This is a genomic window from Blastococcus sp. SYSU D00922, from assembly GCF_054050495.1.
In genome coordinates, this window is record NZ_JBJGZL010000001.1 from 292703 (window position 1) to 314339 (window position 21637).

Below are 21637 nucleotides of genomic sequence, written 5' to 3' on the forward strand. Positions count from 1 at the left end.
CTGCCATGAGGCCGCCGCTACCCGGGCCCCCGACGGGGCACACACCGGCGCACTACGGTTTCCCGCGTGCCCGTCAGCCCCGCCACCGCCCTGCGCGGTCTGCTGTCCCGGCGGCTCGTCGCCGGGCGCGACCCCGTGGACCTCGCGCAGGAGGTCGTCGGCGCGGGGTGCCTCGTGGCGTTCGAGGGGGGCGACGCGGGCCTCGTGGCGCGCGTCCGCGAGGCCGGGCCGGCGGCGTCCTGCGAGCTGACGGTCCCGGTCGACCGCCTCGACGGGGTCCGCGGACCCGCGGAGCGGGCCGGTGTCGCGATCGCCGTCACGGGTCCGCCCGCGGTGGTCGACGAGCTCGCGCCGTCCGGCACCCGGATCGTCGTGCGGGCCGACGAGCCCGGCGCCGACGACCGCTGCCGCCGCCTCGCCGGCCGGCGGATCCGGCTCGGGGCGGGACCCGGCCGCGCGGCCGGCCTCCGCTTCGTCCGCTGCCTCAACGTCCTGATGGCCGCCGACGGGCACCTGGGTGTCGCGGTGTCCGATCCGCGGTTGGTCGCCATCGCCGGTGAACGCGCGGCCTGGAACGGCCGCCCGTCCGACAGCTGGGAGCTCGTCATGCCCTACGGAGTCCTGCTTCCCGAGCAGCGGCGGCTGGTCGCCGCCGGCTCGGCCGTCCGGGTCGGCCTGGCGGTCGCCCCGTGACCGCGACCGGGCGCCGCGGGCTGGCGATCATCGGCGGCGGGAAGATCGGCGAGGCGCTGCTGTCCGGCCTGGTCCGGCGCGGTGGGCCCGACGGGATCCTGGTCTGCGAGCGCAGCCCGGAGCGCGCGGCCGAGCTGGCGAAGCGCTACGGCGTGGGCACGGTGGACCTGGGGGAGGCGGCCACCCGCGCACGGGTGCTCCTCCTCGCGGTCAAGCCGCAGGACATCGACGTCCTGCTCGGCCGGCTCGCCGAGCACGTCGACGCCGGCCACCTGGTGGTCTCGGTCGCTGCCGGCGTCCCGACGCGGCGGATCGAGGCAGCCCTGCCCGACGGCGTCCCGGTCGTCCGGGTCATGCCGAACACCCCGGCCCTCGTCGACGAGGGCATGAGCGTGCTCTCGGCGGGGGCGCACGCGGGGGAGGAGCACCTCGACGAGGCGGAGGCGCTGCTGGCCGCCGTCGGGCGCGTGCGCCGGGTGCCGGAGGACCAGCAGGACGCGGTGACCGCGCTCTCGGGCAGCGGCCCGGCCTACTTCTTCTACCTGGTCGAGGCGATGGTCGACGCCGGCATCCTGCTGGGCCTGCCGCGGGCGCTGGCGGCCGACCTCATCGTGCAGACGGCGCTGGGCTCCGCGGTGATGATGCGCGACTCCGGTGAGCACCCGGTGCAGCTGCGGGAGGCGGTCACCAGTCCCGGCGGGACGACGATCGCCGCCGTCCGGGAACTGGAGCGCCACGGGGTGCGGGCGGCGCTCATCGCGGCGATCGAGGCGGCGCACGCCCGCTCGGTGGAGCTCGGGCGCGACACCCGCTGACGCGAGGGGGCCGTGGGGCGGGTGCGGCCGCTGCGGCGGCGAGCCGGGCACAGTAACCCACAAGTCGACATGAATCCAGCACTGTCCGTCATCGCGTCGTCACAGAGTCGCGAAACGCGGGGCGCCACAGTTCTGAGCGGTTGCACTGGTGTAGTTCTGCCGAGGACGGACCGGTCCGCCTGTTCGATTCACCCATCGCTCCAGTCACGTGGGCCCCTTACGCTCTGTACCAGCGCATGCGTGTTCAGTTGCCGGTGGGGAAGCCGGCGCCACGACATGAGCTAGGTCCGGAGACGAAGAGATGACCATGCCCCAGCGCTCTGCAGCCCCCGCGATGGCCCGCCCCGGTGTGCCCGGCCCCCGCCCCGTCGGTCGCCCGATGGCCGCCACGATGGCCCGCCCGGTTCCCGCGCAGCACCCGGCCGCCATGCCGCTCGGCCGCACCGCCGTCCCGGCCCCCCGCGCCGCCGTCACCTTCCTGACCGTCGCCGAGGTCGCCTCGATGATGCGCGTCTCCAAGATGACCGTGTACCGCCTCGTCCACGCCGGTGAGCTCTCCGCCGTCCGAGTCGGCCGTTCCTTCCGCGTCCCGGAGCGCGCCGTGCAGGACTACCTGCGCGACGCCTACACCGACATCGCCTGAGAGACCGTCGTCCCCGGTAGGGCCGCCCGCGGCAACGTAGCCGCGGGGCGGCTCGGGTACGCTCGGTCGCCGGGCGACACCGGGACCGATCCCGCTGTCGCGTTCGAGCTGATCCTTTTCTGCAACGACGTCGGGAGCACCACGTGGGTTCGGTCATCAAGAAGCGGCGCAAGCGGATGGCGAAGAAGAAGCACCGCAAGCTGCTGAAGAAGACGCGCGTTCAGCGACGCAACAAGAAGTGAGCTGACGCTCGTGCCGCCCGCGGTCGTCCTCGTCACCGGTGTGAGCCGGTGGCTGGGTGGTGCGCTGGCGGCCGAGCTGGCAGCCGACCCCTCGATCGGGCGGGTCATCGGCGTGGACACGGTCCCGCCGTCGCAGGAGATGCTCCGCCGGCTCGGGCGCACCGAGTTCGTGCGGGCCGACATCCGCAACCCGCTGATCGGCAAGGTCATCGCGGCGGCGTCCGTCGACACCGTCGTGCACATGAACATCAGCTCCACCCCGGCCGGCTCCGGCGGGCGCGTGCCGATGAAGGAACTCAACGTCATCGGCACCATGCAGCTGCTGGCCGCGTGCCAGCGGGCGCCGTCGGTGCGCCGCTTCGTGCTGAAGTCGACCAGCGCTGTCTACGGGGCCTCCTCCCGCGATCCCGCGGTGTTCACCGAGGCCATGCAGGCGCGCGCCGTGCCCTCGGGCGGGTTCGCCAAGGACAGCCTCGACATCGAGGGCTACGTCCGCGCGTTCTCCCGCCGTCGGCCCGAGGTCGACGTCGCGATGCTGCGGTTCACCAACTTCATCGGTCCGCGGATCGACTCCCTGCTCACCGGCTTCTTCCGGATGCCGGTCGTGCCCACGGCCCTCGGCTACGACGCCCGCGTCCAGCTCCTCCACGAGGACGACGCCCTGGCCGTGCTGACCCGCGCGACCACCGGCGACTTCACCGGCACGGTGAACGTCGGCGGCGAGGGCACGCTGCTCCTCTCGCAGGCGATCCGCCGGCTGGGGCGCATCGAGGTCCCGCTGCCCACGCCGGCGCTCGGCTCGGTCGGCCGCCTGTCCCGGCGGTTCGGCTTCGTCGACTACTCGCCCGAGCAGATGCGGTTCCTCAACTTCGGGCGGGTCGTCGACACGACGGTCCTGCGCGAGCGGTTCGGCTACACCCCCCGGTACACCACGGAGGCCGCACTGGACGACTACGCCCGCACCGTGCCGCCGGTCGTCTCGCCGCGCCTGGTGCACTCGATCACCTCGCGCGCCCGCTCGGTCCTCGAGCACGCCGGCGACACCGCGACCGCGGTCGGCGAGCGGCTCCGGCCGTCGCCGCCGGCCCCGGGCCTCCGGGCGGTGCGCGATGCCTGAGGCCCGCGTGATCCCGCTGCGCCCGGACGACGACGACGCCTACATCCCGCCCGCGGCGCCGCCCGGCTGGGAGGAGCAGCTCGCCGGTGGGCTGGAGTTCCTGCGCCGTCGGCTGACGGGTGAGTACGAGACCGACGAGTTCGGCTTCGACCCCGACCTCACCGACCACGTGCTGCTGCCGATCCTGCGGCCGTTCTTCGAGAAGTGGTTCCGCGTCGAGAGCCAGGGGCTGGAGAACGTGCCCGCCGAGGGCGGCGCGCTGCTGGTCGCCAACCACTCGGGCACGCTCCCCGTCGACGCGCTGATGACGACCGTCGCGCTGCACGACGACCACCCGGCTCAGCGGCGGCTGCGGCTGCTCGGCGCCGACCTGGTCTTCGAGCTCCCGTTCATCGGCACGATGTCCCGCAAGATGGGCACCACGCTGGCGTGCAACGAGGACGCCGAACGGCTGCTCCACGCCGGCGAGCTGGTCGGCGTCTTCCCCGAGGGGTTCAAGGGCATCGGCAAGCCCTTCCGCGAGCGCTACACACTGCAGCGGTTCGGCCGGGGCGGTTTCGTCACGGCGGCGCTGCGGACCGGCGTCCCGATCATCCCGTGCGCGATCGTGGGCGCCGAGGAGATCTACCCGATGATCGGCAACGCCAGGACGGCGGCCCGGCTGCTCGGCCTGCCGTACCTGCCGATCACCCCGACGTTCCCGCTGCTCGGCCCCCTCGGCCTGGTGCCGCTGCCCTCGAAGTGGCTGATCGCCTTCGGAGAGCCGATCGAGACGGCGTCCTACGGCCCGGCCGCCGCCGAGGACCCGATGCTGGTGTTCAACCTGACCGACCAGGTCCGCGAGACCATCCAGCACTCGCTCTACCAGCTGCTCCTGCAGCGCAAGTCGGTCTTCGGCTGATCAGCTCGGCGCCGATCTGGGTCACCAGGGGAGCTTGTCGCGCCTCCGCAGGGCGATCGCTCCGCCGACCACGCCGCCGGTCAGCGCCGCGGCGGCCACCGTCGGGACGCCGATCTTCGCCGCCTTCCGGCCGGTGCGGAAGTCGCGGATCGTCCAGCCCCGGGCCCGCGCGACCGCCCGCAGCTCGGTGTCGGGGTTGACCGCGACGGCGTTCCCGGTGAGCGACAGCATCGGCAGGTCGTTCGCCGAGTCGCTGTAGGCGGTGCAGCGGGCGAGGTCGAGGCCCTCCCGCTCGGCCAGGGCCAGCACCGCCTCCGCCTTCGCGGGGCCGTGCATCAGCTCGCCGACCAGCCGGCCGGTGTACTTGCCGTCGACGACCTCCGCGACCGTCCCGAGTGCGCCGGTGAGCCCCAGCCGGTGGGCGATGATCGAGGCCAGCTCCACCGGCGTCGCGGTGACCAGCCAGACCCGCTGCCCGGAGTCGAGGTGCTGCTGCGCCAGCGCACGCGTGCCGGCCCAGATCCGGTCGGCCATCAGCTCGTCGTAGATCTCCTCGCTGGCCTGCACGATCTCGGCGACGGGCCGGCCGGCGACGAAGGCGAGCGCGTTCTCGCGGATGGTGTGCATGTCGTCGGCGCTGCCCTCGTTCCCGCCGACGCGGAACTTGAGCTGCTGCCACACGAAGCCGGCCATGTCGCGGCTGGTGAAGTACTTCCGGGCGGCCAGTCCACGGGCGAACCAGAACAGCGAGGCGCCCATCATCATCGTGTTGTCGACGTCGAAGAACGCCGCGCCGGTGGGGTCGGGCTCGACCGACGGCGGCGGGGCGACCTCTGCCGCGGCAGCCGACGCGGCACCGGCGACGTGGGCCCGGGTCTCCTCGTCGACGGACGCCTCCGAGCGCGCGGACCGGCCGCGGAACGGCACTCGCGGCACGACGTCCTCCCTGCGATCGACCTGCCGCCGGTGCGGCGACCCGACCTCCCGACCCTAGCGGGGCCGCCGGGAGCGGAGCCGGTCGGTCAGCAGTCGCCGAGGGTGGCCAGCGGCGGGAGGCACAGGGTGACCGGGCCGGGCAGCTGGACGACCGGGGGAGGGGTCGTCCTGGCCGACGAGCCGCCGCCCGGCAGGGGCAGCGGCAGGGTCGGCACCAGGCCGCCACCGGGCGTCGTCGGCGCCGGGACCGCCGGGGTGGGCAGGCTGCCGCCGGGTGTCGTGCCCGGGACCGGGAGCGGCTCGGGAGCGGGCTGGGCGGGCGTGCTCGGCGTGGTCCCCGTGCCGGCCTGCGTCGACGGGTCGGGGCTCTCGCCGGTCGTCGTCACCGGCGGGACCGGGTCGGGGACGGGGCAGGGGGCGGGCACCGGGCCCAGGTCGTCGGTCCCGGCCACCGCCGGTCCGCCCGGGCAGGCGACGGCACTCTGCAGCCCGCCGGTGCGCGCACCGATCTCGGCCAGCAGCGTCAGCGACTGCCCGACGGCCTCGGTGGCCTCGTCGGGCACCCGCGGCTGCAGCGCGGCCAGCTCGGCGGTCTGCACCGCGGCCCACTCGGCCAGCTCGTCGAGGGGCTGCGCGTCCTGCGTGTCGACGGCGCGGTCGGCCAGCCAGGCCGCGCCCTCGGTCGTCTGCTCGTCCATCGTGCGCAGGGTCTCGAGCACGAGGGCCGGGTCGGCACCGGCGGCGGAGACGCCGCCGGCACCCGGTTCGGCCGGCGCCACCGGCAGGGCCGTGCCGCCCTCGCCGACCAGCGCCTCGACCTCGTCGAGGCGGGTGCTGGCGAAGTCGAGCAGCGTCCGACCGCGCGCGTCGCCGGCGAGGGCGAGCTGGGTCTGCTCCGTGCCGCGCTTGAGGTCGTAGAGGACGTCCCCGGGCTGCGCGCCGTCGGCCACCGCCACCAGGCCGGCCAGGGCGGTGACCGTGAGCGCGGCGCCGGCCAGCCCCGCGGTGAACCGGGAGCGCCAGCGCGCGGGCCGGACGTCGGGGGCGCGGACGGCCAGCAGCCGCTGCATCCCGGTGGCGGGCGCCGGCTCCGGGGTGCGGACGGCGGCCATCGCCACGAGCCGGGCGCGCGTGGCGGCCCGGAAGGCCGGGTCCGGCTCGCCGTCGAGGTGCGGCGCGAGCTCGCGCAGCCGCGCGACGACGGCTTCCTCGCGCTCGTGCACGCTCACCTGGGGCCTCCGGACGTCGTTCCTGCGAGGACGCCACCGACCGGCGCACCCCGCTGCACCCGCTCCAACGAGGGGCGAGGGTATTCGGTTACGGCCCCGACGATTCGATTTCCGCTCATCGCAGACCGTCCGGGAGGAGCGCCGCGAGCCGGCGCACGGCGCGGTGCTGGAGCGCCTTGATCGCGCCGTCCTTCTTCCCCATGATCTCCGCGGTCTCGGACACCGAGAGGCCGTGGATGAAGCGCAGCACGATGCACTCCTGCTGCTCGCTGCCCAGCTGCTGCACGCACGCGAGGAGCTCCCGGTTCGTGAGGTGCTGGACCACCGCGTCCTCCGGGCCGTCGGTCGCCCGGTCGGCGTCGCGCATGTCGGCGGTGGTGACCTCCAGCCGGTACCGGCTGCTCTTCACGTGGTCGCGGATGATGTTGCGCGCGATGGTGACCAGCCAGGCGCCCACGTCGCGGCCCTGGAACGACAGCGAGTCGATGCGGCGCAGCGCGCGCACGAAGGTCTCGCTGGTGACGTCCTCGGCGGTGGCCCGGTCACCGACCCGGTAGTAGACGTACCGGTGGACCATCGACACGTAGTGGTCGTAGAGCCGGCCGAAGGCCTCGGCGTCGCCGGCCTGGGCCTGCGACACCAGCTCCCAGACGTCGACACCCTCCGGGGCCGGCGGGAGACCGGCCTCCAGCGCCTCGACCTCGGCGGCCTCGTCCACGTCCTCCGGCGGGGCGGGCAGCTCCTCGACCACGTTGGGCTCGGGGAGCGCCTCCGCGCTGGCGCGCGGGAACGGGGTCGGTCGCGGCCTCGGGGAGGGCCGCGGGTGCGGGGTGGGTCTCGCGGACCCCGCGGGCGGCGACGACGTGAGCTCTCGCTCCGCGTCCAGAGGGTGCGGCATGCGGGCGATCGACCTCCTTGCCGGCCCGCGTACCAGGACGTCTTCCCCCGACGCACCCGGCGGGGAACGGGCGCGCGATGCTGCAGGGCTGCCCCCATGGTGACAACATCGCCCCAGCCCGTCCAACCAGCTTGCCGGAATGCACGCGGAAGTGCCTGCCGGCGGCCGGCCGACAGCACCGCACCGACGGAGGAGATGTGGAAGAGGCAGGCACGTCGCTCGCCGATCTCGTGCGGGCGGCCGCGCGGCGCCGGCCCGGGGCGCCGGCCGTGGTGGCGGGGGACGAGCGGCTGAGCTGGGCGGAGCTCGACGCGGCGGTCGACCGGGCCGCCGCCGGCTACGCGGGGCACGGCCTCGCGCCGGGCGACCGCGTCGCGATCCAGCTGCCGAACGGCCTGGACTGGCTGCGCGCCGCCCTGGGCGCCCTGCGCGCCGGGCTCGTCGTCGTCCCGGTCAACACCGCCTACACCGACCCCGAGCTCGAGTACGTGCTCACCGACTCCGGCGCCGCGCTGTTCGTCACGCGGACCGACCGGGAGCCCGTCGCGGGCGTGCCGGTGCACGCGGGCCCGCCCGAGGCCGAGGGCCCGGCTCCCGAGGTGGCCGCGGACCCGGCCGCGCCGTCCTTCCTGGCCTACACCAGCGGGACGACGGGCCGCCCCCGCGGCGCCATCCTCACCGCGGCCGCCCTGCGGGCCAACCAGGAGCAGTGCCTGGCGATGACGCCGCCGGTGGTGCGCGAGGACGACCGCGTCCTCCTCGTGCTGCCGCTGTTCCACGTCTACGGCCTCAACGCCGGCTTCGGCCTGGTGGCCGCCACCGGGGCCTGCGCCGTCCTCCAGGAGACCTTCGACCCGCGCGCCTCGCTGGCCCTCATGGCCGAGGAGCAGGTCACCGCGGTGCCCGGTGCGCCGCCGATGTACCAGGCCTGGCTGGCCCTGGCCGACGCGCAGGGCAGCGACGCGGACCTGCGTCGCGGCTTCGCTGCCATGCGGAAGGCCTCGTCCGGTGCGGCGCCGCTGCCCGAGGACGTCTGGACGGCGATGCGCGACCGGGCCGCGGTCACCGTGTGGGAGGGCTACGGGCTGACCGAGGCCTCCCCGGTGGTCGCCAGCACGCTCGCCACCGGCCGGGCGAAGCCGAACTGCATCGGCGGCCCCCTCCCCGGCGTCGAGCTGGAGCTGCGGGACACCGCGACCACGGAGGAGCCCCAGGAGGGGCACGCGGACGAGGACCTCGAGGAGGGGCCCGGCGAGATCTGGGTCCGCGGGCCGAACCTCTTCGCCGGGTACTGGCCCGACGGCGCCGACGGCCCCGGCCCCGACGGCTGGCTGGGCACCGGCGACCTGGCCTACCGCGACGCCGACGGCGACCTGCACCTGGTCGACCGGCGCAGCGACCTGATCCTGGTCAGCGGCTTCAACGTCTACCCGGCCGAGGTGGAGCGGGTGCTCGAGTCGCACCCCGCGGTGGCGGAGAGCGCGGTCATCGGCGTGCCGGACCCGCGGACCGGTGCTGCCGTGCGCGCCGTCGTCGTCGTGCGCCCGGGCGAGCAGCTGACGTTCGAGGAGCTGCGGGCCCACGCCGCGCAGTCCCTCGCCCGGTACAAGGTGCCCACGTCGGTGCACTTCCTGGCCTCCCTGCCGCACTCGCTGACCGGGAAGGTCAGCCGGGCGCGGCTGCGCGAGCTGGGCCTCACCGGGCAGGACACCGCCGAGGAGGTCGGGGTGGCTGCGGGTGGCTGAGCCGGGCCCTCGGCTGCAGCTGCTGACGCGGGCCGGGTGCCACCTCTGCGAGACCGCCGCGGAGACGCTGGAGCGGATCGGCGCCGAGGCGGGCCTGGTGCCCGTGGCGGTGGACGTCGACGGCGACCCGGAGCTGCAGGCGGAGTACGGCGACCGGGTGCCGGTGGTGCTGCTCGACGGGCAGGAGCACTCCTACTTCACCGTGGACGTCGTCCGGCTTCGACGGGATCTGGGGCTCTAGCCCCCCGGACGAGGGGCCCTGACCAGGTCGTTAGGGTGGTCCTCACCACAGCGGCACCCGTTCGGGCCGGTCAGCGGCCCGCGCACCCCGCAGCGACTTTGTTCCTGCGTTCACAAGCGGTTACCGTGGCGGACGCGGGCGGTTCTGCCCGCGTCCTTCTGTCCCGCGCCCTGACCACCTCGGGCGCGATCGCTGTGGAGAGCCCGTGATCCAGCCGCGGCCCCGGACCATCCCGGAGGCCACCGTCGCCCGCCTGGCCGTGTACCTCCGGGTGCTGACGGCGCTGGCCGACGGCGGCCGGAGCACCGTCTCCTCCGGTGAGCTGGCCGCGGCGGCCGGGGTCAACCCCGCCGGCCTGCGCAAGGACCTCTCCCACCTCGGTCCCTGCGGCGTGCGCGGCGTCGGCTACGAGGTACGGACGCTGCGCGACCGCATCTCGCGCGTGCTCGGCGTCGAGCGCTCGCGGGCCTGCGTGCTGGTCGGCATCGGCAACCTGGGCTCGGCGCTGGCCGACTACGCCGGCTTCGGCTCCCGGGGCTTCGAGTTCGTCGGCCTCTTCGACGCCGCCCCCGCGCGGGTCGGCCAGCGGATCGGCGGCCACACGGTGCGGGCGATGGACGAGCTGGAGGACGTCGTCGCGGCGTCCCAGGCGTCCATCGGGGTCATCACGACACCGCCCGAGGTGGCCCAGTCGGTCTGCGACCGGCTGGCCGCGGCCGGGGTGAGGAGCATCTTGAACTTCGCGCCGGTCACGCTCGCCGCACCGCCCGGGGTCGACATCCGCAAGGTCGACCTGTCCGTGGAGCTGCAGGTGCTGGCGTTCCTCGGCCAGCAGCGGCTGGTCTCGGTCGAGGAGCCGGCATGAGCGTCCTGGCGGTGGGGATCTCCCACCGGACCGCGCCGGTGTCGCTGCTCGAGCAGTTCGCGATGGGCCCCGACGACCGCGTCAAGGCGCTGCACGAGCTCGTCGGGAGCGACCACGTCACCGAGGCGCTGGTGCTCGCCACGTGCAACCGCATCGAGGTCTTCGCCGAGGTCGAGAAGTTCCACGGCGGAGTCACCGACGTCAGCCGGGTGCTCGCCCGCCAGGCCGGGGCCACGGTGGAGGAGCTCTCCCCGTACGTGACCGTGCACTACGAGGACCAGGCCGTCGCCCACCTGTTCACGGTCGCCTCCGGCCTCGACTCGATGGTCGTGGGGGAGACGCAGGTGCTCGGGCAGCTGCGCGCCGCCTACGCGCTCGCCCGCGAGGAGGGCACCGTCGGCCGGGCGCTGCATCCCGTCGCGCAGCGCGCGCTGCGGGTGGGCAAGCGGGTGCACACCGAGACCGGCATCGACCGCGCCGGCGCCTCCCTGGTGTCCGTGGCGCTCGACCGCGCCGAGCAGTCGATCGGCGGGCTCGAGGGCCGCCCGGTCCTCGTCGTCGGCGCCGGCTCGATGGGCGCGCTCGCGGCCACGACCCTCGCCCGCCGCGGCGCCGCCGTCGTCGTCAGCAGCCGCACCGAGGCGCACGCCGCCCGCGTGGCCGAGGCCGTCGGCGGCCGCGCCGCCGCCCTCGCCGAGATGCCCGCCGAGATCGCCGCCGCCGACCTGCTGCTCACCTGCACCGGCGCCACCGGGCTCGTCGTCGGCACCGACGTCGTCGCCGAGGCGATGGCCGGCCGCGACGGGCGCCCCCTCGCCGTCGTCGACCTCGCCCTCCCGCGGGACGTCGACCCCGGCGTCGCCGCCCTGCCCGGCGTGCACGTCGTGGACCTGGCCCTCCTGCAGGCCGAGCGCGGTTCCGGTGCGGGTGCGCTCGCCGCGGACGACGTCGCCGCCGCGCACGCCCTCGTCGAGGCCGAGACCGCTCTGCTGCGCGCCGAGCGCCAGGCCGCCGAGGTCGCGCCCACGGTGTCGGCCCTGCGCAGCCAGGCCGCGGAGGTCGTCGACGCCGAGCTGCTGCGCCTGTCGACCCGCCTGCCCGACCTCGACGCCCGGGCGCGGGCCGAGATCGCCCGCACCGTCCGCCGCGTCGTCGACAAGCTGCTGCACGAGCCGACGGTGCGCGTGAAGGAGCTGGCCGCCTCGCCCGGCGACACCGACTACGCCGGTGCGCTGCGCGCGCTGTTCGGCCTGGGCATCGACACCCCCGTCGAGGCCCTGTCCGACGCCGTGCGCGTCGACCCGGACCTGCGGGCGGGTGACGCGTCGTGACCACGTCCACCGTCACCGCCACGCTGCGCCTGGGCACCCGGGCCAGCCTGCTGGCGCGCACCCAGTCCCAGACCGTCGCCGACGCGATCACCGCCGCGACCGGCGCGGCCGTCGAGCTCGTGCCGATCGTCACCGAGGGCGACCGCTCCCGGGCGGCGATCCAGCAGCTCGGGGGCACCGGCGTGTTCGTGGCCGCGCTGCGGGACGCCCTGCTCGCGGGCGAGGTCGACCTGGCGGTGCACAGCTACAAGGACCTGCCGACGGCGCCCGAACCGGGCCTCACCATCGCCGCGGTGCCCGCCCGGGAGGACCCGCGCGACGCGCTGGTCGCCCGCGACGGCCTCACGCTCGGCGAGCTGCCGCCGGGGTCCAAGGTGGGCACCGGCGCCCCCCGGCGCGTCGCCCAGCTGCGAGCCCTCGGGCTCGGCCTCGAGATCGTCCCGATCCGCGGCAACGTGGACACCCGCATGGGCCGGGTCGCGCCGGGCGATCTGGACGCCGTCGTCCTCGCCCGGGCCGGGCTGACCCGCCTGGGCCGGGTGGACGCCATCACCGAGACCCTCGACCCCCTCCAGGTCCTGCCCGCTCCGGCGCAGGGCGCGCTGGCGGTCGAGTGCCGTGCCAGCGACGCCCGCACCCGCGAGCTGATCGGCCGGCTGGAGGACCCCGCCGCCCGCGCCTGCGTGCAGGCCGAGCGCGCCACCCTGGCCGCGCTCGAGGCCGGCTGCAGCGCCCCCGTCGCCGCCTACGCCGAGGTGGCCGAGGGCGACTCGGGTCCCGAACTGTTCCTCCGCGCCTCCGTGACCGCGATCGACGGCAGCGACGCCGTCCGCGGCTCGGTGAGCGGCCCGCCGGCCGGTGCCGTCGCCCTCGGGCGCGCGCTGGCCGCGGAACTCCTCGACCGCGGTGCGGCCGAGCTCATGGCGGTGGGCCAGTGACCGCCCACCCCGTCCAGACCCCCGTAACAGCGGCCCTCCGGGCCGTGCCGATCGCCCGGCCGAGCCGGGCAGAGATCAGGAGCACGCGATGACGCGCGTCAAGAAGACCGCAGGCCAGACGGGCCGGGTCGTCTTCGTCGGAGCAGGACCGGGCGACCCCGGCATGCTCACCGCCCGGGCGACGGCGGCGCTGGCCGAGGCCGCGCTCGTCCTCGTCGACCCGGACGTCTCGCCGGCCGTCCAGGACGCCGTCCGCGAGACGCACCCCGGCACCGAGCTGAGCGCCGCCGTGGGCGAGCCGGCCGAGGTCGCCAAGGCCGCCGTCGAGGCCGCCAAGAAGGGCGCCGTCGTCGTCCGCCTGGTCGCCGGCGACCCGTACGCCGCCGAGGGCGTGGTCAAGGAGGTGCTGGCCGTCGGCCGGACCTCCGTGCCCTTCGACGTCGTGCCCGGCGTGGCCACCGCGACGGCCGTGCCGGCCTACGCCGGCGTCGCCACCGGCGGCACCGCGGTGACCGCCGACCTGCGCACCGGCGTCGACGTGCCGGCCCTCGCGGCCGCCGCGCACGCCACCGGCGGCACCCTGGTGCTCCAGGGCAACGCCGAGGACCTCCCCGACGCCGCCGCCCGGCTGGTCGAGGGCGGCCTGTCGGCCACCACCCCGGTCGTCGTGACCACCGGCGGCTCCGGCACGGCGCAGAAGAGCGTCGTCGCCAAGCTCGCCGCCGTGGCCGAGAAGACCGCGGGCGTGGAGGCCTTCACCGGCCCCGTCGTCGCCACCGTCGGCACCGCCGTCGACAAGCGCGCCCGCCTGTCCTGGTGGGAGAGCCGGCCGCTGTTCGGCTGGCGGGTCCTGGTGCCGCGCACCAAGGACCAGGCCGGGGAGATGAGCGACCGGCTGCGCGCCTACGGCGCCGTCCCCGTCGAGGTGCCGACGATCGCCGTCGAGCCGCCGCGCAGCCCGGCCCAGATGGACCGCGCCATCAAGGGCCTGGTCACCGGCCGGTACGGCTGGATCGTCTTCACCTCGGTCAACGCCGTGAAGGCCGTCCGCGAGAAGTTCGCCGAGCTCGGCCTCGACGCCCGCGCCTTCGCCGGCGTCAAGGTCGCCTGCGTGGGCGAGCAGACCGCCGAGGCCGTCCGCGCGTTCGGCATCCAGCCCGAGCTGGTGCCCTCGGGCGAGCAGTCCAGCCAGGGCCTGCTGGCCGACTTCCCGCCCTACGACGACGTCTTCGACCCGATCGACCGGGTGCTGCTGCCGCACGCCGACATCGCGACCGAGGCGCTCGCCGCCGGGCTGCAGGAGCGCGGCTGGGAGGTCGACGACGTCACGGCCTACCGCACCGTCCGGGCGGCCCCGCCGGCCGCGTCGGTCCGCGAGGCGATCAAGGGCGGCGGCTTCGACGCGGTGTGCTTCACCTCGTCCAGCACCGTGCGCAACCTCGTCGGCATCGCCGGCAAGCCGCACGCGAAGACCGTCGTCGCGGTGATCGGCCCCGCCACCGCCGCCAGCGCCCAGGAGTTCGGCCTGCGCGTCGACGTGCAGCCGGAGACCGCGGCCGTCGCGCCGCTGGTCGACGCCCTGGCCGAGTACGCCCTGTCGCTGCGCGAGAGCGCGGAGGACGGGGCCGACAAGTGACGTCCGGCGGCGCGAACCCCGGTTTCGCGCGCGGGCGCCGGCTCCGGTCGACGCCCGCGCTGCGGCGGCTGACCGCGCAGACGCGGCTGGCTCCGGCGGACTTCGTGCTGCCGGTCTTCGTCAAGCAGGGCATCGACGAGCCGGTCGCGATCAGCTCGATGCCGGGCGTCGTCCAGCACACCCTGGACTCGCTGCGGAAGGCCGCGCACGAGGCGGCCGAGGCCGGCATCGGCGGCCTGATGCTGTTCGGCATCCCCGGGGAGAAGGACGCCGCCGGCTCGCAGGCCGACGCCGCCGACGGCATCGTCAACGTCGCGCTGCGGCAGCTGCGGGCCGACCTCGGCGACGAGCTGGTCCTCATGGCCGACCTCTGCCTGTGCGAGTACACCGACCACGGGCACTGCGGCGTGGTCACCCCGGCGGGCGTGGTCGACAACGACCCGACCCTCGACCGCTACGCGGCCGTGGCCATCGCCCAGGCCCAGGCCGGGGCCCACGTCATCGCCCCCAGCGGGATGATGGATGGCCAGGTCGCCGCCATCCGGAAGGCGCTGGACGGCGCCGCGTACACCGAGACGCCGGTGCTGGCCTACGCCGCCAAGTACGCGTCCGGCTTCTACGGCCCGTTCCGCGAGGCGGCCGAGGGGGCGCCGCAGTTCGGCGACCGCTCGACCTACCAGATGGACCCGCCCAACGCCGACGAGGCGCTGCGCGAGGTGGCGCAGGACCTCGCCGAGGGCGCCGACGCCGTCATGGTGAAGCCGGCCCTGCCCTACCTGGACATCATCACGCGGGTCGCCGACGCGGTGCACGTGCCGGTGAGCGCGTACCAGGTCAGCGGCGAGTACGCGATGGTCGAGGCGGCCGCGGCCAACGGCTGGGTGGACCGCGAGCGGGCGATCCTCGAGACGCTCACCGCCATCCGGCGCGCGGGCGCCGGGACCGTCCTCACGTACTGGGCGGTGGAGGCGGCCCGCCTGCTGCGATGACGCCGTACGTCGAGCCGGGCGGCACCTGGCGGCCGTTCTGGATCGTGGCGGCCGCGGTGGCGGCGTTCGTCGTCCTGGAGCTGGTGCTCCCCGGCCGGGACCTGCCGTGGTTCGCCTGGCTGGCGCTGGTCGTCGTCCTGAGCATCGTCGCGGCCGGCTGCCTGTCGGCGCGGCGGATCTGGACGGTCACGGTGGACGGCCAGGGTCCCGAGGCCGCGCTGACCGTCGGGCGCGAGAAGGTCCGGCTGGCGGAGATCGACGCCGACCACCTGCGCTCGGTCGACTCGGGCGTCGACGCCGGGGCCCCGGTGCTCGGTGGGGGCTGGTCGCTGCCCCGCGGCCGGACCGGGCTGCCGCTGAAGCTCACCGACGGGCGCACCGTCCTCGTCCCCACGACCGACCCGGCCGCCCTGCGGTCGGTGCTCCTCGATCCGCAGGGGACACTGGGCTCGTGACCTCGCTGGACAGCTCCGCCTACACCTACGAGGCGCCGGTCTCGGCCGACCTCTTCGCCCGCGGCCGCGGGATCATCCCGGGCGGGGTGAACAGCCCGGTGCGTGCCTTCCAGGCCGTCGGCGGCACGCCGCGGTTCATGGTCGAGGGCTCCGGTGCCTGGATCACCGACGCCGACGGACGGCGCTACGTCGACCTGGTCAGCTCCTGGGGTCCGCTCCTCCTGGGACACGCGCACCCGGCCGTCGTCGAGGCGGTCACGGCCGCGGCCCGTCGCGGGCTGTCCTTCGGCGCGCCCACCGAGGGTGAGCTCGACCTGGCCGAGGAGATCCGCGACCGGATGGCGCCGGTCGAGAAGGTGCGGCTGGTCAACTCCGGCACCGAGGCGGTCCTCTCCGCCGTCCGGCTGGCCCGCGGCACGACCGGCCGGCCGCTGGTCGTGAAGTTCGCCGGCAACTACCACGGGCACGTCGACGCGCTGCTGGCCTCGGCCGGCTCCGGCGTCGCGACGCTCGGCCTGCCCGACACCCCGGGCGTGACGACCGGCGCGGCCGCCGACACCGTCGTCCTGCCCTACAACGACGTCGCCGCCGTCGAGGCCGTCTTCGCCGAGCGGGGGAGCGACATCGCCTGCGTCATCAGCGAGGCGGCGGCGGGCAACATGGGCGTCGTCCCGCCGCTGGACGGCTTCAACTCCGAGCTGCGCCGGATCACCGCCGCGCACGGCGCGCTGCTCGTCCTCGACGAGGTCATGACGGGCTTCCGCGTCTCGCGGTCGGGCTGGTACGGCCTCGACCCCGTCGACGCCGACCTGTTCACCTTCGGCAAGGTCATGGGCGGGGGGCTGCCGGCCGCCGCCTTCGGTGGGCGCGCGGACCTGATGGACCAGCTGGCGCCGATCGGCCCCGTCTACCAGGCCGGCACGCTGTCCGGGAACCCGGTGGCCGTCGCCGCGGGCCTCACCACGCTGCGCCACTGCACCGACGAGGTCTACGCCCACTGCGACGAGGTGGCCGCTGTCCTCCGGGGGGCCGCCAGCGCGGCGCTCTTCGCCGCCGGCGTGCCGCACCGCGTCCAGCAGGCCGGCTCGATGTTCTCGGTCTTCTTCGTGCCCGACGAACGCCAGGTGCGCGACTACGACGACGCGAAGACCCAGGACGTCTCCCGGTACACCGCTTTCTTCCACGCGATGCTGGCCCGCGGCGTGTACCTGCCGCCGTCGGCGTTCGAGGCGTGGTTCGTCAACGCGGCGCTGTCGGGTGAGGCCCTCGACCGGGTGCTCGAGGCCCTGCCCGCCGCGGCCCGGGCCGCCGCCGCGGCGACCGACCACCGCAGCGGCGAGCTCGGCAGCGAGAGGTCCACATGAGCGAGACCACGGTCGTCCACCTCCTCCGCCACGGCGAGGTCTTCAACCCCGACGGCGTGCTGTACGGCCGGCTGCCCGGCTACCGGCTGTCGACGACGGGCGAGGCGATGGCGATGGCCGCCGCGGAGTGGTTCGCCGGCAAGGACGTCACCCACCTGGTGTCCAGCCCCCTCGAGCGGGCGCAGCAGACCGCCGCCCCGCTCGCCGAGTCGCTCTCGCTCCCGGTCGGCATCGACGACCGGCTGATCGAGGCCGGCAACGCCTTCGAGGGGATGCGGGTGGCGGGCGGAGCCGGCGTGTTCCGCGCTCCCCGCAACTGGTGGAAGCTGCGCAACCCCTTCCAGCCCTCGTGGGGCGAGCCCTACGTCGAGATCGCCGCCCGCATGCTCGCCGCCGTGGAGGCGGCGCGCGACGCCGCCCGCGGGCACGAGGCGGTGCTGGTCAGCCACCAGCTGCCGATCTGGACGACGCGGCTGCACATGGAGGGCCGGCGCTACGTGCACGACCCGCGGCGCCGCCAGTGCGCCCTGGCCAGCGTGACCTCCCTGACCTACGACGGCGACCGCTTCGCCGGCCTGGGCTACGCCGAGCCCGCGGGGGCCACCGACCCGGACGCGGTGCCCGGGGCATGAGGCGCGCGCTGCTCGCCCTGACCGCGGCCGCGCTGCTGGCCGGCTGCTCGACGGGCTCGGACCAGGTCGACGTGAACAACGGCGGCGAGTTCCGCTTCGTCGCGGCGACGCCGAGCGGGGAGGTCATCCCGCCGGACGAGCGGGCCGTCGCGCCCGAGTTCGCCGGGACGCTGCTCGACGGCGGCGACTTCTCCTCCGACGAGCTCGCCGGCGACGTCGCCGTCCTCAACTTCTGGGGATCCTGGTGCGCGCCCTGCCGGGTGGAGACGCCGGAGTTCCAGGAGGTCTACGCCGACGTCCGCGACGAGGGCGTCCAGTTCCTCGGGCTGAACGTGAAGGAGCCCAGCGAGCAGTTCGCGCTGCAGTTCGTCGAGCGCTTCGGCATCGAGTTCCCCTCGCTCTACGACCCGCGCGGCGAGGTGGCGCTGGCGTTCCGGGACTACCCGGCGAACGCCATCCCGTCCACGATCGTGCTGGACCCGGACGGCCGGGTCGCCGCGGTCTACACCGGCGAGGTGTCGCAGGAGGACCTGCGCCGCGTGATCGACCTGGTGCTGGAGGAGGCCTGACGTGGGTGACACGTTCGCCGGCCTCGTCACCGACGGCCCGCTGCTGGTCGCGGCCGCCGTCGCGGCCCTGGTGGGCCTGATCAGCTTCGCCTCGCCCTGCGTGCTGCCGCTGGTCCCCGGCTACCTCTCCTACGTCACCGGCCTGGTCGGCTCCGGCACGGGCCGGCCGCCGGCCGAGCCCGGGGCAGGGGGGACGGCGACGGCGGTCCGCACCGAGGTGCCGCCGCGCGCCCGCATGGTGCTGGGCGCATCCCTGTTCGTCCTCGGCTTCACCGCGGTGTTCGTCGCGTTCGGCGCGGCCTTCGGCGGCCTGGGCCGGCTGATGGTGCAGCACGCCGACCTGCTCAACCGGGTGTTCGGCGTCGTCACCATCGTCGTCGGCCTGGCCTTCCTCGGCTGGCTGCCCCTGCTGCAGCGGACCAAGCGGCTCAACGCCCGGCCGGTCGCGGGGCTGGCCGGCGCACCGCTGCTGGGCATCGTGTTCGGCCTCGGCTGGACGCCGTGCCTGGGCCCGACGCTGTCGGCGGTGTACTCGCTGGCCTTCTCCGAGGCGACGGCGACCCGCGGCGCGATCCTGAGCGTCGCCTACTGCATCGGGCTGGGCGTGCCGTTCGTGCTGGTCGCGCTCGGTGCCCGCTGGGCGGTCGGGGCGACGTCGTTCCTGCGCCGGCACGCGCAGGCGGTGACCCGCTTCGGCGGGGCGGTGCTGGTGCTGGTCGGGCTGCTCCTGCTGACCGGCGCCTGGACCGAGATGATGCAGTGGCTGCGCTCGTGGCTCGCCGCGACCGGCTTCGGGGAGTCCGCCCTGTGAGCACGATCGCCCCTCCTCGGCCGCCGGCCCCGGCGCCGTCCCCCTCGGCCCCGCGACGGGGCGCCGGGTTCCTGCTGCGCTGGTGGCGCCGACTGACCGCGATGCGCACGGCCATCGTGCTGCTGTTCCTGCTCGCGCTGGCCGCCGTGCCCGGCTCGCTGCTGCCGCAGCGGTCGCTGTCGCAGAACAACGTCAACCAGTACTTCGCCGACCACCCGACGCTGGCGCCGGTGCTCGACCGGCTGTACCTGTTCGACGTCTTCAGCTCACCGTGGTTCGCCGCGGTCTACCTGCTGCTGTTCGTCTCGCTGATCGGCTGCGTGCTGCCCCGCGGGCTCGAGCACTTCCGCGCCATGCGCGCGGCGCCCCCGCCGGCGCCCCGCAACCTGCTGCGCCTCCCCGACTCGGGGACGCTGACCACCTGTCTCGCAGGGTCGGACGCCCTCGACGTGGTCGAGGAGGAGCTGCGTGTCCGCAGGTTCCGGGTCGTGCGTCGGGAGGACCAGCTCTCGGCCGAGAAGGGTTACCTCAAGGAGACCGGCAACCTGCTGTTCCACCTCTCGCTGGTGGCGCTGCTGCTCGGGCTGGCCGGCGGGAAGCTCTGGGGCTACGAGGGCAGCATCCTGGTCACCGAGGGCCAGGGCTTCTGCAACTCCTTCCAGCAGTACGACACCTACTCGTCGGGCCCGCTGATCGACAGCGGCGACCTCAGCCCGCTGTGCGTCGACCTCGAGGACTTCCGCGCCGAGTACGAGGAGAACCTGACCGCCGCCTCGTTCACCGCCGACATCCGCTACGGCGGCCCGGGGGAGGAGGGGCGGAAGACGACGATCGGCGTCAACGAGCCGCTGCGCCTCGACGGCGACCGCGTCTACGTGACCGGGCACGGGTTCAGCCCGACGTTCACCGTCAGCCGCCCGGACGGCACCTCGCTGGAGGACGTGTCGGTGCCGTTCCTCCCATCCGACCAGTCGACGATGGCCAGCCAGGGCGCGCTCAAGGTGCCCGACCTGCAGGCCGACGGCGAGGACCAGCTGGCCATCGAGGGCTTCTTCGCCCCCACCGGGCTGGTGCAGGGCGGGATCCTGACCTCGGTCGACCCGCGTCCGCTGGCGCCGCAGGTCGCGATCGTCGCCTACTCGGGCTACCTGGGCCTGGACTCGGGCATCCCGCAGTCGGTCTACTCGCTCGACGCCTCGCAGATCGACCGCGGCAGCCTCACCGAGGTGGGGTCGGCGAACCTGGCCGTCGGCCAGTCGACGACGCTGCCCGACGGGACGACGATCGCGTTCACCGGGTACCGCGAGTTCGCCGCCTTCCAGTACTCCCACGACCCCGGCCAGGTGTGGGTGCTGGTCTCCGCGATCGCCCTGCTCACCGGCCTGCTGGGCATGCTGCTGCTCCGCCGCGAGCGGGTGTTCGCCCGGGCCGAACCAGCCCCCGGCGGCGGCGGTACCGTGCTCACGCTGGCCTCGCTCACCCGGGGCAGCGGCGAGAACGCGCCCCGGTTCGCCGCCCTGACCGACGACCTCGACGCCGCCCTCGGCACCCGCGCACCCGAACCCGGAGGACCCCCGCGTGACTCCTGACCAGCTCGCCTCGCTGTCGGACAGCCTGTTCTCGATCAGCATCGCGCTGTACTCGGTCGCCATGGTGGCCTTCTGCGCCCAGCTCGCCTTCGGCCGGCGGACGACGCGCGCGCGGGAGCTGGTCGGCGCGGGCGCTCCCGCCGTCCCGGCCGCTCCCGAGCCCGCTCCGGCGCCCGTCGAGGACAGCCGCGGCCGTCGCTGGGGCGCCATCGCGCTCGGCCTGACCGCGCTGGGCGCCGTCGCGCACGGCGCCGTCCTGGTGACCCGCGGGCTGGCGACCGACCGGCTGCCCTGGGGCAACATGTACGAGTTCTCGACGGCGACGGTCTTCGTCGCCGTCGTGGCCTACCTGGTCTTCGCGGTCCGCACGCCGGGTCTGCGGCACATCGGCCTGTTCGTGCTCGCGCCCGTCGTCCTGGCCATGGTGCTGATCGGCCTGTTCCTCTACGCCGAGGCCGGCCCGCTCGTGGCGGCGCTGCGGTCGTACTGGCTGGCCATCCACGTGAGCACGGCCATCATCGGCTTCGGCATCTTCTTCGTCAGCGGGATCGCCAGCGTCCTGTACCTGGTCAAGACCCGCTCCGACGAGCGGGTCGCCGCGGGCGAGGAGGCCGGTGGCCTGCTCGCCCGGCTGCCCGGCGCCGCGGCGCTGGACCGGGTCGCCCACCGGACGGCGGTGTTCGGCTTCCCGATCTGGACGTTCACCGTCATCGCGGGCGCGATCTGGGCCGAGGCCGCCTGGGGCCGGTTCTGGGGCTGGGACCCCAAGGAGACCTGGGCCTTCATCGCCTGGGTGGTCTACGCCGCGTACCTGCACGCGCGGACGACGGCCGGCTGGCGGGGCAAGCCGGCCGCCTGGGTGAACGTCGTCGGCCTGGTCGTGATGATCTTCAACCTGACCTTCGTGAACATGGTGTCCACCGGGCTGCACAGCTACGCCGGCGTCAGCTGAGCACCGCTTCGCTCACGCTGCGTCACCGGTTTCGTGAGCTCCTCGC

General features: G+C 75.1%; 23 protein-coding genes. 20 read left to right on the forward strand and 3 right to left on the reverse strand.

What is annotated here, in order from left to right; translation table 11 throughout:
- The first annotated feature begins 66 nt into the window (after positions 1-66).
- The 6 genes from ACI78T_RS01530 (at position 67) to ACI78T_RS01555 (ending at position 4411) form a co-directional block, all read left to right on the forward strand.
- Positions 67-693 (forward strand): hypothetical protein, encoded by a 627-nt coding sequence (locus ACI78T_RS01530; RefSeq protein WP_456556330.1) that lies wholly within the window; start codon positions 67-69, stop codon positions 691-693.
- Positions 690-1508: a pyrroline-5-carboxylate reductase gene (proC, locus tag ACI78T_RS01535; RefSeq protein WP_456556331.1), complete on the forward strand. Its 819-nt coding sequence runs from the start codon at positions 690-692 to the stop codon at positions 1506-1508. The genes ACI78T_RS01530 and proC overlap by 4 nt, the downstream gene beginning before the upstream one ends.
- Positions 1509-1815: 307 nt before the next feature.
- Positions 1816-2151, forward strand: a complete 336-nt coding sequence (locus ACI78T_RS01540) for a helix-turn-helix domain-containing protein (RefSeq protein WP_456556332.1) — start codon at positions 1816-1818, stop codon at positions 2149-2151.
- Positions 2152-2294: 143 nt separating this feature from the next.
- Entirely contained in the window at positions 2295-2393 is a 99-nt protein-coding gene (locus ACI78T_RS01545; protein ID WP_012854759.1) for a 30S ribosomal protein bS22, read from the forward strand.
- Positions 2394-2403: 10 nt separating this feature from the next.
- A complete protein-coding gene (locus ACI78T_RS01550) occupies positions 2404-3510 on the forward strand; it encodes an NAD-dependent epimerase/dehydratase family protein (RefSeq protein ID WP_456556333.1) in 1107 nt (368 codons plus the stop codon).
- Positions 3503-4411, forward strand: a complete 909-nt coding sequence (locus ACI78T_RS01555) for a lysophospholipid acyltransferase family protein (protein WP_456556334.1) — start codon at positions 3503-3505, stop codon at positions 4409-4411. Before ACI78T_RS01550 ends, ACI78T_RS01555 begins: the two co-directional genes overlap by 8 nt.
- Positions 4412-4432: 21 nt before the next feature.
- Here the strand turns inward: ACI78T_RS01555 and ACI78T_RS01560 are convergent, their stop codons facing one another.
- From ACI78T_RS01560 to ACI78T_RS01570, 3 genes are all read right to left on the reverse strand, one after another.
- Entirely contained in the window at positions 4433-5347 is a 915-nt protein-coding gene (locus ACI78T_RS01560) for an HAD family hydrolase (RefSeq protein WP_456556335.1), read from the reverse strand.
- 86 nt (positions 5348-5433) lie between these two features.
- Positions 5434-6576 (reverse strand): DUF5667 domain-containing protein, encoded by a 1143-nt coding sequence (locus ACI78T_RS01565; protein ID WP_456556336.1) that lies wholly within the window; start codon positions 6574-6576, stop codon positions 5434-5436.
- Between the two features lie 115 nt (positions 6577-6691).
- Positions 6692-7327 (reverse strand): sigma-70 family RNA polymerase sigma factor, encoded by a 636-nt coding sequence (locus ACI78T_RS01570; RefSeq protein WP_456556337.1) that lies wholly within the window; start codon positions 7325-7327, stop codon positions 6692-6694.
- A 344-nt stretch (positions 7328-7671) separates the two neighbouring features.
- On the opposite strand from ACI78T_RS01570, the gene ACI78T_RS01575 reads away from it, so the two are divergent.
- The 14 genes from ACI78T_RS01575 (at position 7672) to ccsB (ending at position 21591) form a co-directional block, all read left to right on the forward strand.
- Positions 7672-9219 carry an AMP-binding protein gene (locus ACI78T_RS01575; protein ID WP_456556338.1) on the forward strand — a complete coding sequence of 516 codons (1548 nt, stop codon included), beginning with the start codon at positions 7672-7674 and terminating at the stop codon, positions 9217-9219.
- The gene (locus ACI78T_RS01580) at positions 9212-9460 is read left to right on the forward strand and encodes a glutaredoxin family protein (protein ID WP_456556339.1); all 249 of its coding nucleotides are present in this window, start codon (positions 9212-9214) and stop codon (positions 9458-9460) included. Before ACI78T_RS01575 ends, ACI78T_RS01580 begins: the two co-directional genes overlap by 8 nt.
- A gap of 205 nt (positions 9461-9665) precedes the next feature.
- Entirely contained in the window at positions 9666-10325 is a 660-nt protein-coding gene (locus tag ACI78T_RS01585) for a redox-sensing transcriptional repressor Rex (RefSeq protein WP_456556340.1), read from the forward strand.
- The gene (locus tag ACI78T_RS01590) at positions 10322-11656 is read left to right on the forward strand and encodes a glutamyl-tRNA reductase (protein ID WP_456556341.1); all 1335 of its coding nucleotides are present in this window, start codon (positions 10322-10324) and stop codon (positions 11654-11656) included. The genes ACI78T_RS01585 and ACI78T_RS01590 overlap by 4 nt, the downstream gene beginning before the upstream one ends.
- Positions 11653-12594 carry a hydroxymethylbilane synthase gene (hemC, locus tag ACI78T_RS01595; RefSeq protein WP_456556342.1) on the forward strand — a complete coding sequence of 314 codons (942 nt, stop codon included), beginning with the start codon at positions 11653-11655 and terminating at the stop codon, positions 12592-12594. Before ACI78T_RS01590 ends, hemC begins: the two co-directional genes overlap by 4 nt.
- Positions 12595-12682: 88 nt before the next feature.
- Positions 12683-14230, forward strand: coding sequence for a uroporphyrinogen-III synthase (locus ACI78T_RS01600; RefSeq protein WP_456556343.1), 1548 nt, complete (start codon positions 12683-12685; stop codon positions 14228-14230).
- Entirely contained in the window at positions 14227-15219 is a 993-nt protein-coding gene (gene hemB / locus ACI78T_RS01605; protein ID WP_456556344.1) for a porphobilinogen synthase, read from the forward strand. Before ACI78T_RS01600 ends, hemB begins: the two co-directional genes overlap by 4 nt.
- Complete coding sequence (locus tag ACI78T_RS01610) at positions 15216-15674, forward strand: hypothetical protein (protein WP_456556345.1); 459 nt, start codon at positions 15216-15218, stop codon at positions 15672-15674. The genes hemB and ACI78T_RS01610 overlap by 4 nt, the downstream gene beginning before the upstream one ends.
- Entirely contained in the window at positions 15671-17038 is a 1368-nt protein-coding gene (hemL, locus tag ACI78T_RS01615) for a glutamate-1-semialdehyde 2,1-aminomutase (RefSeq protein ID WP_456556346.1), read from the forward strand. Before ACI78T_RS01610 ends, hemL begins: the two co-directional genes overlap by 4 nt.
- Positions 17035-17670 carry a histidine phosphatase family protein gene (locus ACI78T_RS01620; protein ID WP_456556347.1) on the forward strand — a complete coding sequence of 212 codons (636 nt, stop codon included), beginning with the start codon at positions 17035-17037 and terminating at the stop codon, positions 17668-17670. Before hemL ends, ACI78T_RS01620 begins: the two co-directional genes overlap by 4 nt.
- On the forward strand, positions 17667-18239 hold the full coding sequence (locus ACI78T_RS01625; protein ID WP_456556348.1) for a TlpA family protein disulfide reductase: 573 nt from the start codon (positions 17667-17669) through the stop codon (positions 18237-18239). Before ACI78T_RS01620 ends, ACI78T_RS01625 begins: the two co-directional genes overlap by 4 nt.
- 1 nt (position 18240) lies before the next feature.
- A complete protein-coding gene (locus ACI78T_RS01630; protein ID WP_456556349.1) occupies positions 18241-19050 on the forward strand; it encodes a cytochrome c biogenesis CcdA family protein in 810 nt (269 codons plus the stop codon).
- Complete coding sequence (gene resB, locus ACI78T_RS01635) at positions 19047-20639, forward strand: cytochrome c biogenesis protein ResB (protein WP_456556350.1); 1593 nt, start codon at positions 19047-19049, stop codon at positions 20637-20639. Before ACI78T_RS01630 ends, resB begins: the two co-directional genes overlap by 4 nt.
- Positions 20629-21591: a c-type cytochrome biogenesis protein CcsB gene (gene ccsB, locus ACI78T_RS01640; protein ID WP_456556351.1), complete on the forward strand. Its 963-nt coding sequence runs from the start codon at positions 20629-20631 to the stop codon at positions 21589-21591. The genes resB and ccsB overlap by 11 nt, the downstream gene beginning before the upstream one ends.
- The last annotated feature ends 46 nt before the right edge of the window (positions 21592-21637 follow it).